The following is a 12,894-nucleotide window of genomic DNA, read 5'->3' as shown; positions in this document are numbered from 1 at the left end:
CTTCCTTGGTCTTCGGGCGTCCGGACACAACCGCATCCTCCTCTCTAGATGAGCACCTTCACGATAAACGCCACGGTGAGCCCCAGCGCCACCACCAGGTTGACGGCCACGGAGCCCAGCACCCCCACCAGGCCGCCGACGCCGGCCCGGAGCGCCTCGCCGCCCGGGCGTCCGGTGAACAGCTCGAAGAGGGCCGCACCGAGGAACGGGCCCAGCACGAGGCCGAGGGGCATGAAGAAGAGCCCGGCGATGGAGCCGATCACGGCGCCCCAGGCGCCGGCCCTGCCCGCCCCGAAGCGCCGCGCGCCCCAGGCCCTGGCGTAGTGCTCCGCCACCTGCGTCGCCGCCACCACCAGCAGGGCGGCGATGAGGAAGCCGGGGGTCATCTCCCGGAACCCCTCCACTGCGCCGTAGCCCAGCATGGCCAGGAAGATGACGGGCAGCCCGGGCAGGGCTGGAATCAGCGTGCCCAGCACGCCCAAAACCATCACAGCCACCGCGGCCATGAAGGCAATCCCCTGGAGAGACATGCGATCACTCCCCCGCGTAGAACAGAAAACGCCTACGCTCTAAGGACGCCCGCGGCCGCCAGTTCGTTCGCGGCGCGCAAAGCGGTCAGCACCACGTGCTCCCGGGTGAGGCCGCCCTGGAAGTAGGCGGCGTAGGGCGGCCGCACGGGCCCGTCGGCGGAGAGCTCCACCGAGGAGCCCTGCACGAACGTGCCCGCGGCCATGATCACCGGGTCGGTGTAGCCGGGCATGGCCCAGGGCTCGGGCCGCACGTGCGCGTCGACCGGGCTCGCCTTCTGCACGGCCTGGCAGAAGGCCTTGAGGCCCTCCGCGGAGCCCAGCTCCACCGCCTGCACCAGGTCGGAGCGGGGGGCGTCGAAGGCCGGCCGCACCCGGAAACCCAGCAGGTCGAAGAAGGCGGCGGTGAACTGGGCGCCCCGCAGCGCCTCCCCCGTCACGTGCGGGGCCAGGAAGAGCCCCTGGAAGAGCAGCCGGTTGACACCGGCGTTGGCCCCCACCTCCGTCCCGATGCCGGGGGCGAACAGGTGCGCTGCGGCCCGCTCCACCAGGTCGGCCCGGCCGACGATGTAGCCGCCGCTGGGGGCGATGCCGCCGCCGGGATTCTTGATCAGGGACCCGCAGGTCAGATCCGCCCCCACGTGGGGCGGCTCCTGCGCCTCGACGAACTCGCCGTAGCAGTTGTCGACGAGGACGATGATCGCGGGGTTGGCCGCCTTCGCCCTGCGGATCAGCGCACCGATCTCCGCCACGGAGAGCGGCGCCCGGAGCGAGTATCCCCGGGAGCGCTGGATCAGGAGGCACCGGGCGTCAGGCTGCCGCACGGCGGCGGCCACGGCGTCCGGGTCGACGGAGAGGTCCGGCCTGAGCGGGACCTCCTCATAGCGCACGCCCCACTCGGCGAGGGACCCCGGTGCGCCGTCGATCACCTGCTGCAGGGTGTCGTAGGGTGCCCCCGCGGCCGCGATGAGGCGGTCGCCGGGCCGCAGGACGGCGAAGAGGCCCGTTGCGATCGCGTGGGTGCCGGAGGCAAACTGGATGCGCACCAGGCCCGCCTCGGCGCCGAAGGCGCGGGCGAAGAGCTCGTCCAGCTTCTCCCGGCCGATGTCGTTGTATCCGTAGCCGGTGGAGGCGGCGAAGTGGACCTCGGAAACGCCGGCCTCCTGGAAGGCGGCCAGCACCCGCGCCTGGTTGCGCAGCACCAGCTCGTCCACCTGCGCCCAGGCGGGCCGGACGCGCTCGAGGGCGGCGGCAGCGGCTGCGGCGATCGGTGCCGGGCAGTCCGGCACCAGCTGATCCCATATGTTCAAGCGTGTACCCTCCAGTAATCGCCAAGTAGCCGGTTCGAGCCTATTCTACCTGTTCCTGCCCAAACCTGAAAGGGTTGCGCCCACGAAAAGAGCCATCCCGACCGGGATGGCTCGCCGCGCTCCCTAGCGGCGCCGTGCCGGGCGCACCACCAGCAGCCAGTAGACCAGGCTGGACATGGGGAAGTGAACCAGCCCCAGGAGCCCCCAGAACCAGGCCCGGGCGCCGCGCCTGCGGCTGTCCAGGAAGAGGCAGACTCCCTGGGCCCCCAGCAGAAAGCCGATCAGCACCCAGGCCCACCAGGGCAGCTGTGCGACCTCATTCATGGCCGGCCCGCCTCCCCTCCGCCCGCCAGAGGGCCGCCCCGGCCCCCAGCGCCACCGCCAGCGCGGCCTGGACGATCAGGTACTGCAGCGGGAAGTTCATCATCGCCCACAGGCCGCCGGCGAGGACCAGCGCGGCCACGGCCAGGAACAGCAGCAGGTCGCGGCGCAACGCCTGCCGCTGTGCTCGCTGCACGTCGTGCACCAGCATCAGGAGCGTCCCCAGGTCGGGCGGGCTCTCCTGCTCCACGGGGGCCGAGAGGCCGTCCAGGCCCTCCCGGAGCGCACGCTCCCACGGTTCCAGGGTCTCACGCCCGTCACGCCTCATCCTGGTCCAGCCCCCTTCGCAAGGTGCGCACGGCGTTGAAGATGCGCGACTTCACCGTGCCCACCGGGATCTCCATCCACTCGGCGATCTCCTCGTACGTGTACCCGTAGTAGTGCTTGAGGACCACCGGGAGCGCCACTTCCCGGGGCAGGGCCTGCAGCTGCGCCATCAGGCTGCGGACCTCCGGCGAAGTATCCTGCTGCCCCAGCAGGAGCTCCTCCGCCGCCCGCGCCTGCAACTGCCGCTGCCGCTTCTGCCGCCGCAGCCAGTCCAGGTACAGGCGCGTGGCGATGGAGCAGAGCCACGTGCTGAACCGGGCGCGCCCTTCGAACTGGCCGATGCGCTCGATCGCGCGGATCATCGTCTCCTGCGTGAGATCCTCCGCCAGGTTGCGGTCGAAGGTGATGGTGACGAGGTACTTCTTCACCGGCAGGTACTGCGCTTGCAGCAGGCGGGCCAGGGCGGCCTGATCCCCGCGCTGCGCCTGCCGGATCAGCTGCAGATCGTCCACTGGCTTCACCTGCCGGTCTGCGGTAGTCGGGCCGGCCTCAGCGGACCTGGCTCGCGAAGAGTTGATTCCGGTTCATGTGGCAAAGCACCTGCCAGAGCAGCAGAACATCGATGGCCGCCACCACAAGCCCCACCAGCGTCACCACCAGATCACTCAGCACCAGGGCGCCGGTCGCCTGCCCCACCCCCAGCAGCAGCACGGGGAGCACCACCGTGCCGCCCATCTGGTAGGCCGCCTGGAAGGTGGCCACGCGGGCGCTGATGAAGACGTTGATGAGGATGGCCAGCAGCGACACGCCCGGGATGACCAGGAGCATCAGCGGCAGCCAGTTGAACTGCGGGAAGAAGACCCGGTGGAACAGCGGCCACGCGGCCAGATTGACCGAGAGGGCGCAGAGCAGGAAGGTCACCAGCGAGATGACCACCGCAGGCACGAGCGAGGCCAGCACCTTGCCCGTGAAGAGCGACCGCAGGTCCACCGGGGCGAAGAGCAGCGTCTCCAGGGTGCCCCGCTCCTTCTCGCCGGCGAACGAGTCGGCGGCGATGACCGAGGCGGTCATGAGCGGGATCATCAGGAAGAACGGGGCCAGCATGTAGTTTGTGCTCACGTAGATCAGCTTCTGGTTCAGCTCCGTCATGGTTGACAGCACGGCAGCCAGTTCTCCGGCCGGCAGCTTGTCCAGCCACGCCAGCATGGCCTGCACATCCGCCGGCGCCAGCGACTCCGCCCCGAAGCGGAAGGCCAGCACCAGTCCCAGGGGGAGCCCGATGCCCAGGATGAGCGGGACGATCAGCATGGGCAGCCAGACCTGCAGATTGGCGGTGATGGCCTGAATGTCCTTCCGCGCAATGGCGAGTATCGCTCTTCTATTCATCCGCCGTACCCTCCCTGATCTTGAAGTAGAGCGCCTCCAGGTCTCGCTGCACCGGCGCCGCGCTGTAGACCGAAGCCTCCTGCGCCAGGCGGCGCAGCAGGTGCGGTACGTCGTCACGGGAACGCAGGGTGAAGGCGATGCGCCCCGGTCCCACCCGGGCGGCGGGGACGCCGCGGTACTCGCCGCCGGCCAGCGCCAGGTCGGTCTCGACCTCCAGGGTCACGGTGGGGAAGTGGCGGGCCTCCAGCTCCGCCAGGGTGCCCTGCTCCACCACCCTGCCCCCCTGCAGGAACAGGTAGCGGTGGCAGACCTGCTCCAGCTGCTGCAGCAGGTGGGAGCAGATCATCACCGTGGTGCCGTCGCGCTCGTTCAACTGGCGGATGTAGCCGAGGACCATGCGGATGCCCTCGGGGTCCAGGCCGTTGGTGGGCTCGTCCAGGAAGAGCACCCGGGGCCGGTGCAGGAGCGCCCTGGCCAGGCCCAGGCGCTTCCTCATGCCCGTCGAGTAGGTGCCCACCTTGCGGTCAGCGGCGTCGGACAGGCCGAACTCCTCCAGCAGGGCGTCGGCCCGACCGGGCTCGTCCACCCCGTAGAGGTCGGCGAAGAAGCGCAGGTTCTGCCGGCCGGTCAGGTTCATGTAGAGACCGGCCGACTCGGTGAGCACGCCCGCCATGCGGCGGACCGCCTCGCCGTCGACCCGGGGATCGTACCCGCCCACGGTGATCGTCCCCCCGTCGGGGTCGATGACGCCGTTCAGCAGGCGCACGGTGGTCGTCTTGCCGGACCCGTTGGGGCCGATGAAGCCCACGATCTCGCCGCGGCCCACCGTCAGGTTCAGGTCGGTCAGCACCGGTCGTCCGGAAAACCCCTTGGCGACGTGGCTCATTTCGAGAAAGGGCGTCCTGTTCATCTGCATCACCCGCCGGTCCGACGCCCGTCACCCACCGAGAGTTCATCGGGCGCGCAGAAAAATGCGCGCCTGCGCTGCCGCATCCACCCAGAACGAAAGCCGGCCCCTCCCATATCGGGAAGGGCCGGCAGCCGTCAGGTCGCTCAGAAGACGATGGCCTGCATCAGGAAGCCGAACGCCACGCTGAGGACGACGGCGATCAGGCCGGGGATCATGAAAGAGTGGTTCAGTACGTACTTGCCGATGCGGGTCGTACCGGTCGAGTCGAAGTTGATGGCGGCGATGATCGGGCCGTAGTTCGGCAGGAAGAAGTAGCCGTTGACGGCGGGGAACATGGCCGCCAGGAAGGGCACCGGAATCCCCAGGGCGATGCCCAGCGGCATGATGGCCCGGGCGGTCGCCGCCTGGGAGTTGACCAGTACCGAGAAGAAGAACAGCACGATGGCCAGGAGCCACGGGGCCGACTGGACGACGCCGCCCAGCTGGGCGTTGATGACGGCCGAGTTGCCGCTGAACCAGGTGTCGCCGGCCCAGGCGATGCCGAAGATGGCGATCAGGGCGTTGGCGCCGGCCTGGAAGACCGAGCCCTTGACGAGAGACCCGACATCGCACTTCGTGAGCCACAGGATACAGGTGGCGGCGACCAGCATGACGATGCAGATGGCGTGCCACATCTGCAGGGTCGCCGTGCTGCCGTCGGCGTGGACGAAGGTCGGCCGCAGCGACGGGACGGCGCCAAGGACGACGACTGCGATCGCAGCCAGGAGGAAGATGACCACGGAGGTCTTCGCGCCAGGCTTGACCTCGACCCGGGCCAGCTCCTCGGCCGTCTTGGGCTTGACCGGCTGGATGAGGCCGGCCGCGACGCGCCGCTGGTACTCGGGATCGTCCTCGAGCTCCTTGCCCAGGTGGTTGCAGATGAAGGCGGCGATCATGCAGGCGAGGAACGTGGACGGGGCGGTGATCAGCATCAGCTTGGGCAGGGTCATGCCCATGGATTCGGTCATGCCGAGCATGGCCACCATGGCCGCCGAGATCGGACCGCCGGTGATGGCGAACTGGGAGGCGATGACCGAGATGGAGAGCGGCCGCTCGGGACGGATGCGGGTCTCGCGGGCGACCTCAGCGATGACCGGCAGCACCGAGTACGCCACGTGGCCGGTGCCGGCGAAGAAGGTGAACAGGTACGTGACGATGGGGCCGAGGAAGGTGATCTGTTTCGGGTTGCTGCGCAGCAGCCGCTCGGCCAGGTTGACCAGATAGTCAAGGCCGCCCGCCGCCTGCATGGCCGAAGCCGCACAGACGACGGCGAGGATCATGAGCATGACGTCGATGGGAGGCGAGGTGGGTTCGAGCTTGAAGATGAAGACCAGTGCTGCGAGGCCGACGCCGCTGGCGAGGCCGATTCCGGCGCCGCCCAGCCGGACGCCGAGGTACAGGAAGATGAGGACGACCAGTAGCTGGATCCAGACCAAGAACTATCCCTCCTCGTGGGCGTGTCTACTTGGAGCATACTGGTCGCCGTCCTGAGCCGCCATTCCCTTTGGGTGCCATCTTGTGACCACATTCACTAACCCGTTGGCTCTAGTCATTTCAGCAATATCCGGCACCCGTGTATGGCTAAAACATGATCCGTCCGCGCACGCGGACCAGCACGCACGGCGCAGCCAGGCCTCACGCGGCCGGCGCCAGACGCGCAGGCGGCGGGGTCGTTCCCCGCCGAACTCTCACTGGGCCAACGGTTCCGTACTGACCGCGGCGATGCGGTAGGTGAACTGCCCCCCGGGGGCGTCGATGACGACCCGCTCGTTCACGCGCCGGAGCAGGAGGGCCAGCCCGAGGGGCGACAGACAGGAGATGTGGCCCCTGGCCGGGTCGCCCTCGTCGGGACCCACAACCACGTAGACCGCCTCGCTGCCGTCGGCCTCGTCCACCAGCGTCACGGGCATGTCCATGAACACGACGTCCACGGTCGAGTCGCCCGGCTGTTCGCCCAGCCTGTCCAGCAGCTGGCCGGCCACCTCCACGTAGCGACGCAGTTGCTGGCGCACGCTGTACTGCCCTCCAGCGCTCCCGGGGCTCGAGAAGTACTCCTCCATCTCGGTGTTGAGAAGCTCCTCCAGTATTCGCAGGCGGCTGCTCACCCGTGTGCGAATGCGTTCAACCTCGGAAGGCGGCCGTGCCCGAACCACACGATCACAACCTTTCGCTTGGAAGTTCAACGCCTTCACCGGCGTTCGCCGACATACGGAACCACTCCGCTCTGGGAACGGAGTGGCATCATCTCTTGGGACTAGTATAACACAAATCCCAACCGTTGTAACGGCTGGGAGGGGGTTTCCAGTTCCCGCCTTCGGCACCACTTTCCGACAACGGGACGGGCCCGCATGCTCAGCCGGCTGCTGCATGCGTATCCTTCCCACGAGGTGGAGTGCATGGCCAGACTGAGGCCACAGCGCATGGAGGAGATCAGCAGCTGGCTGCGGGAGGGCCGGATCACCCCGGCGGATGCCCTGCAGATGGCGGTGGAGCTGCGCCGCCGGCGCTCCGCATCGGCGCAGGAGTCCCGGGCGGCGGCCGAGTCGGAGCAGGAGCGGGAGCGGCGGGTGCAGGCGATCGTGGCCGAACTGGACGGCCTGGTGGGCCTCGGCCAGGTGAAGCAGCTGGTGCGGGAGATCCAGGCCTACGTGGCGATCCAGCTCAGGCGGCAGCGCGCCGGCCTGGCCACAGAGCCCACCAGCCTGCACATGGTCTTCACCGGCAACCCGGGCACTGGCAAGACCACCGTGGCCCGGCTGCTGGGCCGGCTGTTCAAGGAGATGGGCGTGCTGCCCAAGGGGCACATGGTCGAGGTCGAACGGGCCGACCTGGTGGGCGAGTACATCGGCCACACGGCGCAGCGGACGCGGGACGTGGTGCGGCGTGCCACGGGGGGCGTACTGTTCATCGACGAAGCGTACTCGCTTGCCCGCGGCGGTGAGCGCGACTTCGGGAAGGAGGCCATCGATCACCTGGTGCGGGCGATGGAGGAGCACCGGGGCGAGCTGATCCTCATCCTGGCCGGTTACCCGGACGAGATGGCCTGGTTCCTGCGCCAGAACCCGGGCCTCCGGTCCCGCTTCTCGCTCATGCTGCACTTCCCCGACTACACGCCCGAGGAGCTGCTGGCCATCGCCGAGATGATGCTCCGGCGGCGCGACTACCAGCTCACCCCCGACGGCCGTACGGCCCTGCGCCAGATCCTCCGCGGCAGGGCCTGGCTGACGGGGGGCGAGCAGGGCAATGCGCGCGCGATCCGGAACCTGGTCGAGCGGGCGATTCGCTGCCAGGCCCTGCGGCTGGTGCACAGGCCCGACGCCACCCGGGAGGAGCTGATGGCCATCACCCGCACAGACCTGGAGGAGGCCGTCTCGGCCAGCGCCGCCGGCCGCCCCTGGGCCGGGCAGGACTTGTGGTAGCAAGAAGGGGACCGCCCTGCGGCGGTCCCCGCTGCTTATGCTCCCTGCTCCGTCTCCTGCCCCTCCTCGCCCCGCATCAGCTGGGCGATCGTCATGGGAAGCGGGCGCATCGGCGTGATCGTGGAGAGCGCGTGCTTGTACACCAGTTGAATCTTGCCCTCGCCCTCCACCGCGACGGTGAAGCTGTCGAAGCCGCGAATCTGTCCCTTGAGCTGGTAGCCGTTGACCAGGAAGACGGTCACCGGGACGTTCTCCTTCCGCAGGAGGTTCAGGAAGCCATCCTGCAGGTTGGCCTGTGCCTTGGTCACTCGATCCGCCCCTCCCTCTCTCTGTTAGGGCCACTTCTCTTTCACCAGTCTGACGACCTCGGCCCGGGCCCGGTTTCGCGCCTCCGGGGTCGTCACGTCCAGCCAGATCAGGCGGCGCTCCCGCCGGAACCAGGTGAACTGCCGCTTGGCGAAGCGGCGCGTGTTCCGCTTGATCAGGGCCACGGCCTCCGCCCAGGTGAGCATCCCCCGCAGGTAGAGGACCAGCTCCCGGTAGCCCAGGGCCTCCATCGGCTTCAGGTGCGGGGGGTACCTGTGGAGGAGCCGCTTCACCTCGTCAAGCCAGCCGGCGGCCAGCATTGCGTCCACCCGCTCGTCGATGCGGGCGTAAAGCTGCTGCCGGTCCATCGTCAGGCCGATCATCAGGTCGTCGTACCGCGGCTCGGACAACGCGGCGGTCTGCGTGGCGGAGATGGGCACCCCGGTCAGGTGGTAGACCTCCAGCGCCCGCACGATGCGGATGATGTCGTTGGGGTGCAGGCGGGCCGCCGAGACGGGGTCCACCTCTACCAGGCGCGCATGCAGGTAGCCGGGCCCGTTGCGCGCCTCCTCCTCCCGGAGCCGCTGCCGCAGCTCCGGGTCGGGTTCCAGTTCCGTGAAGGTGTAGTCCTCCACCACCGCCCGCACGTAGAGCCCCGTGCCGCCCACCAGCATCGGCAGCCGGCCCCGGGCGTGGATCACGCGCACCAGCCTGTCCACCCGGGCCTGGAACTCGGCCACCGAGAACTCCTCGTCCGGATCCTTGATGTCGATGAGGTGGTGGGGCACGCCCCCCATCTCCTCCGGGGTGATCTTGGCGGTGCCCACGTCCATCCCGCGGTAGACCTGCATCGAGTCGCCGGAGATGATCTCCGCCCCCACTTCCTGCGCCACCGCCACCGAGAGGGCGGTCTTGCCCACCGCAGTGGGGCCGACCAGCACCAGAAGAGGCAGCTTCATCGCTTGAACCTCTTCTCCAGTTCCTCCACCGGCACGCAGATGATCGTCGGCCGCCCGTGGGGGCAGGTGGCCGGCGACTCGCAGGCCGCGAGGTCGGAGAGGAGCGCGGCGATGTCCTCCGGCTGCAGGGCGTCCCGCGCCTTGATGGCCGCCTTGCACGCCGCCATGGCCGCCACGACCCGCCGCCGCCGGTCGGTGACGGACGTGCCGGGCGCGATCCGCTCCTCCTGGAGGCGGTCCAGGAAGTCGGAGACCAGGCGTGCGACGTGGTCGGGCCCCAGACCGGCCGGAACGCCCTGGATCAGCAGGGTGCTGCCGCCGAAGGGCTCGGCCTCGAACCCGCTCTCCGCGAAGATCGCGGCGTTCTCCTGCCACAGCGCCATCTGCGCCGGGGTGAGGTCGAGGGTGATCGGGAAGAGGAGCGGCTGCACCGCCGCCTCCGCCTCCTCCGCAGCGCGGTAGAGCCGTTCGAAGAAGATGCGCTCGTGCGCGGCGTGCTGGTCGATGAGGTACAGCCCCTCCGGCCCGTCGCAGGCGATGTAGGAGCGGTGGATCTGCCCCAGCGGACGCAGGGCCCGGATCAGCCCCGCCGGGTCCGTGGGGTGGGGAACCAGGATCGCCTGCGTCACCTGAGTAATCCCTGTGGCGGCGACCTCGCCGGCCGCCCGGTCGGCCAGGATCGACTGCAGGCCGCCGGCAGGGAGCGGCGCGGGGCCCCAGCTTTCCGGAGGCGCCGCGCTTCGTCCCCCGTAGGGTGCCGCAGTCTCGGCGGCGCTACTCCGCGCTGTCTGCGCTCCGCCGGCCTGCCACGGCGGGGGTGCGGCGCGCCCGCCCCCCTCGCCGGGGCGGCGGGCCCCCGGGGGCACCCATCCGCGCTGGATGGCAGCCTTCTCGGCGGCCCGGTCCGGCACCTGTACCTCGCCGTCGGCGGTGATCTCGGTGCCGGGGATCAGGAGCGCCCCGCCCAGCCCCTGGCGCGCGGCCTTGTAGACGGCGGCCCGCACCTCCCGGTCCCGCTCGAAGCGGACCTCGGCCTTGGTGGGGTGCACGTTCACGTCCACCTCCCGGGGCTCCACCTCGATGAAGAGGATGCAAACCGGATAGCGCCCGCCCGGCAGCAGGTGGGCGTAGGCCTCCTCCAGGGCGTAGCGGGCGCCGATGGTGCGGATGGCGCGCCGGTTGACGAAGAAGTACTGGTGGTTGCGCCCGGCCCGGGCGATGGACGGGCGGCCGATGTAGCCCCAGACCCGGGCGGCGTCGTCCCGGTAGTCGACGGGGATCAGCTCCTTGGCCACCTCGCGGCCCAGGAGCGCGGTGATGGCCCCCATCAGGTCGCCGTTGCCCGGGGTGGCGAACACCTGGACCTGGCCGCTGTGGAAGCGGAAGGCCACGTCCGGGTTGGCCAGGGCGAGCCGGGTGAGCATGTCGCCGATCTGGCCCATCTCCGTGGCGTTGGTCTTCAGGTACTTCAGCCGGGCAGGGACGTTGTAGAAGAGGTTGCGCACCGTCACCCGGGTGCCGGCTGGGCAGCCGTGCTCGCCCGCCTCGGTGATCTGCCCGCCCTCCACGACGATGCGGTAGCCTGCCAGCTGGTCGTGGGGACGGGTGACCAGCTCGAACTGGGCGACGGCGGCGATGGAGGGCAGCGCCTCGCCGCGGAAGCCCATGGTGGTGATGCAGGAGAGGTCGTCGGCGGTGCGGATCTTGGAGGTGGCGTGCCGCTGCAGGGCCAGCCTGGCGTCCTCGGGCAGCATGCCGGAGCCGTCGTCGCTGACCCGCACCAGGTCGCGCCCGCCGCCGCTCACCTCGACGACGATGCGCTTCGCCCCCGCGTCCAGGGCGTTCTCGACCAGCTCCTTCACCACGCTGGCCGGCCGCTCCACCACCTCGCCGGCGGCGATCTGGTTGGCGGTCTGTTCGTCTAGCAGGTGAATCCGTGCCATGGGGTCACCTCCGACGCGGCTGCAGAGGACCGCTTACAGTTCGGCGGCGCCCTCCACGCCGGAGGCCGCCGCCGCTGGGCTTACTTCTTCTTGGGCTCCTTGGGCTTGCCGTATAGCTTTTCCATCTCCGCCTGGATCTGCTCCTGCATCCGCTGGACCTTCTTGTGCCGCTCCAGAAGCGCCTTCTGGCGGAAGCCGCCGACGGCGGCCATCTGGTACATCGCCAGCGACTCCTTTGCGGCGTTGACGGAGAGTTCGTGGAGCGTCTGCGCCTTGGCGGGGACCTTGAGCTTGTTCATGTCGGCGATGAGCGCCTCGTATGTGGAGATCAGCTCTCGCAGCGGCTTGCGCAGGAGCACCGGGTTCTGGTTGGGGTTCTGACCGAGGGCCTGCGCCTGCTCGGCCTTCTCCTGGAGCTTGTGCTTGTCGTAGATGCGCTTCAGGTCCATTGCGTACTTCCGAACCTTGAACCACGGGGTCTGGATGAGGATAAAGAAGCCGACGCCGAGGCCGGCCAGCACGATGAGAAGCCATTGCCACCAGGTAAACACTGCGATTGTTCACTCCTCCAGGGAATATCCCCACCGTCACATTGTGGCATGACTCGCACGCGGAGGCAAGCGTTTCCGTTGACGGATTTCTGCGGGTGTGAGCGCCCCCAGGCCCTGGCCGTGCGGGGCGCCAGGGGAGGATGATGCACCGGTGGGGGCGAATCTGCCGGGGAGTCACTGCACTTGAGGAGGGTTTGCGATCGCGACGTTCATACTCGTCAGGCACGGCACCGCCCGCTACGACCTCGCGGAGGCGCGCCGGCTCCGGGGCGGCATGCGCGACTGGGTTCCCCTTTCGCCGCGGGGCGTCACCGAGGCCGGGGCAGCCGCCGACCGCCTGCGCCACGCTCCGGCCCGCCTGGTGCTCTCCTCGCCCCTGACGCGGGCGCTGCAGACCGCCGCCGTCATCAGCCGGGCCCTCGACCTGCCCCTCGCCGTGGAGTTCGACCTGCACGAGTGGCTTCCGGACCTGACTCAGGCCTACGATTCCAGTGCCGTCGCGCTGGCCGCCGCGGCGGAAATGGCCCGCTGCGGCGGCGAGTGGCCGGAGGGTCAGCCGCGCGGCTGGGAGCCGCTGTCGCAGGTGCGCCGGCGGGTTCTGGACGTGCTGCACCGGTACTCGGACCAGGATCACACCATCGTCGTCTGCCACGGCACCGTCATCGAGGCGCTGACGGGGCGGTCCGTGGCCTGCGGGGAGCACACCGTTTACCAATTGCCTTCGTCAGACCTGTAGTCGGATTCAACAACACGGCAAGGAAGCGACGGCCCCGCCCTGCCGCTTACAGGATGTCTCTCTGTTCGGTGTGCGACGTGCGCGGCCCGGACCAGGCGTCTGCGCCACCGTGCTACCGGATGATCGCCACCATGAAGTACAGGTACACCAGAATGGCAAA

Annotated in this window: 15 protein-coding genes; 2 read left to right on the top strand and 13 right to left on the bottom strand. The window is 69.4% G+C overall.

All coding sequences use genetic code 11. The features are described from left to right. Nucleotides 1-44: 44 nt before the first annotated feature. The 9 genes from J2Z79_RS00900 to J2Z79_RS18735 form a co-directional block, all read right to left on the bottom strand. Nucleotides 45-506 (bottom strand): DUF456 domain-containing protein, encoded by a 462-nt coding sequence (locus J2Z79_RS00900; protein ID WP_209464955.1) that lies wholly within the window; start codon nucleotides 504-506, stop codon nucleotides 45-47. A 56-nt stretch (nucleotides 507-562) separates the two neighbouring features. Beyond that, on the bottom strand, nucleotides 563-1,837 hold the full coding sequence (locus J2Z79_RS00895; protein ID WP_209464954.1) for a methionine gamma-lyase family protein: 1,275 nt from the start codon (nucleotides 1,835-1,837) through the stop codon (nucleotides 563-565). 123 nt (nucleotides 1,838-1,960) lie between these two features. Next, complete coding sequence (locus J2Z79_RS00890; protein ID WP_209464953.1) at nucleotides 1,961-2,161, bottom strand: sigmaY antisigma factor component; 201 nt, start codon at nucleotides 2,159-2,161, stop codon at nucleotides 1,961-1,963. Next, nucleotides 2,154-2,486 (bottom strand): DUF5345 family protein, encoded by a 333-nt coding sequence (locus tag J2Z79_RS00885; RefSeq protein ID WP_209464952.1) that lies wholly within the window; start codon nucleotides 2,484-2,486, stop codon nucleotides 2,154-2,156. The genes J2Z79_RS00890 and J2Z79_RS00885 overlap by 8 nt, the downstream gene beginning before the upstream one ends. After that, a complete protein-coding gene (gene sigY, locus J2Z79_RS00880) occupies nucleotides 2,476-2,997 on the bottom strand; it encodes an RNA polymerase sigma factor SigY (protein WP_209464951.1) in 522 nt (173 codons plus the stop codon). The genes J2Z79_RS00885 and sigY overlap by 11 nt, the downstream gene beginning before the upstream one ends. Nucleotides 2,998-3,034: 37 nt before the next feature. Then, nucleotides 3,035-3,871 (bottom strand): ABC transporter permease subunit, encoded by an 837-nt coding sequence (locus J2Z79_RS00875; protein ID WP_209464950.1) that lies wholly within the window; start codon nucleotides 3,869-3,871, stop codon nucleotides 3,035-3,037. Further along, nucleotides 3,864-4,757: an ABC transporter ATP-binding protein gene (locus tag J2Z79_RS00870; protein WP_245301793.1), complete on the bottom strand. Its 894-nt coding sequence runs from the start codon at nucleotides 4,755-4,757 to the stop codon at nucleotides 3,864-3,866. The genes J2Z79_RS00875 and J2Z79_RS00870 overlap by 8 nt, the downstream gene beginning before the upstream one ends. Nucleotides 4,758-4,924: 167 nt before the next feature. Further along, a complete protein-coding gene (locus J2Z79_RS00865; RefSeq protein ID WP_209464948.1) occupies nucleotides 4,925-6,256 on the bottom strand; it encodes an anaerobic C4-dicarboxylate transporter family protein in 1,332 nt (443 codons plus the stop codon). Nucleotides 6,257-6,508: 252 nt separating this feature from the next. After that, nucleotides 6,509-6,832, bottom strand: a complete 324-nt coding sequence (locus J2Z79_RS18735; protein WP_209464947.1) for a GreA/GreB family elongation factor — start codon at nucleotides 6,830-6,832, stop codon at nucleotides 6,509-6,511. A gap of 384 nt (nucleotides 6,833-7,216) precedes the next feature. Between J2Z79_RS18735 and J2Z79_RS00855 the strand changes: the two genes are divergently transcribed. Beyond that, a complete protein-coding gene (locus tag J2Z79_RS00855; protein WP_209464946.1) occupies nucleotides 7,217-8,239 on the top strand; it encodes an AAA family ATPase in 1,023 nt (340 codons plus the stop codon). Nucleotides 8,240-8,274: 35 nt separating this feature from the next. Here the strand turns inward: J2Z79_RS00855 and hfq are convergent, their stop codons facing one another. The 4 genes from hfq to J2Z79_RS00835 form a co-directional block, all read right to left on the bottom strand. Continuing rightward, nucleotides 8,275-8,547: an RNA chaperone Hfq gene (gene hfq, locus J2Z79_RS00850; RefSeq protein ID WP_209464945.1), complete on the bottom strand. Its 273-nt coding sequence runs from the start codon at nucleotides 8,545-8,547 to the stop codon at nucleotides 8,275-8,277. A gap of 24 nt (nucleotides 8,548-8,571) precedes the next feature. Then, a complete protein-coding gene (gene miaA, locus J2Z79_RS00845) occupies nucleotides 8,572-9,504 on the bottom strand; it encodes a tRNA (adenosine(37)-N6)-dimethylallyltransferase MiaA (protein ID WP_245301791.1) in 933 nt (310 codons plus the stop codon). Then, on the bottom strand, nucleotides 9,501-11,447 hold the full coding sequence (gene mutL, locus J2Z79_RS00840) for a DNA mismatch repair endonuclease MutL (protein ID WP_209464944.1): 1,947 nt from the start codon (nucleotides 11,445-11,447) through the stop codon (nucleotides 9,501-9,503). The genes miaA and mutL overlap by 4 nt, the downstream gene beginning before the upstream one ends. An 80-nt stretch (nucleotides 11,448-11,527) precedes the next feature. Continuing rightward, nucleotides 11,528-11,998, bottom strand: coding sequence for a hypothetical protein (locus J2Z79_RS00835; protein WP_209464943.1), 471 nt, complete (start codon nucleotides 11,996-11,998; stop codon nucleotides 11,528-11,530). A 199-nt stretch (nucleotides 11,999-12,197) separates the two neighbouring features. Between J2Z79_RS00835 and J2Z79_RS00830 the strand changes: the two genes are divergently transcribed. Next, on the top strand, nucleotides 12,198-12,734 hold the full coding sequence (locus J2Z79_RS00830; protein WP_209465052.1) for a histidine phosphatase family protein: 537 nt from the start codon (nucleotides 12,198-12,200) through the stop codon (nucleotides 12,732-12,734). The last annotated feature ends 160 nt before the right edge of the window (nucleotides 12,735-12,894 follow it).

This window comes from Symbiobacterium terraclitae, from assembly GCF_017874315.1.
In the GTDB taxonomy this organism is placed as follows: domain Bacteria; phylum Bacillota; class Sulfobacillia; order Symbiobacteriales; family Symbiobacteriaceae; genus Symbiobacterium; species Symbiobacterium terraclitae.
Note: the sequence above shows the minus strand (reverse complement) of the source record. Positions and strands in the feature narration are given on the sequence as shown.

What these genes read in the sequence shown, in the direction of transcription:
- miaA (WP_245301791.1), bottom strand. Translation starts at nt 9,504, where the DNA reads ATGAAGCTGCCTCTTCTGGTGCTGGTCGGCCCCACTGCGGTGGGCAAG.
- J2Z79_RS00870 (WP_245301793.1), bottom strand. Translation starts at nt 4,757, where the DNA reads ATGAGCCACGTCGCCAAGGGGTTTTCCGGACGACCGGTGCTGACCGAC.
- J2Z79_RS00900 (WP_209464955.1), bottom strand. Translation starts at nt 506, where the DNA reads ATGGCCGCGGTGGCTGTGATGGTTTTGGGCGTGCTGGGCACGCTGATT.
- mutL (WP_209464944.1), bottom strand. Translation starts at nt 11,447, where the DNA reads ATGGCACGGATTCACCTGCTAGACGAACAGACCGCCAACCAGATCGCC.
- J2Z79_RS00875 (WP_209464950.1), bottom strand. Translation starts at nt 3,871, where the DNA reads ATGAATAGAAGAGCGATACTCGCCATTGCGCGGAAGGACATTCAGGCC.
- J2Z79_RS00855 (WP_209464946.1), top strand. Translation starts at nt 7,217, where the DNA reads ATGGCCAGACTGAGGCCACAGCGCATGGAGGAGATCAGCAGCTGGCTG.
- J2Z79_RS00885 (WP_209464952.1), bottom strand. Translation starts at nt 2,486, where the DNA reads ATGAGGCGTGACGGGCGTGAGACCCTGGAACCGTGGGAGCGTGCGCTC.
- J2Z79_RS00890 (WP_209464953.1), bottom strand. Translation starts at nt 2,161, where the DNA reads ATGAATGAGGTCGCACAGCTGCCCTGGTGGGCCTGGGTGCTGATCGGC.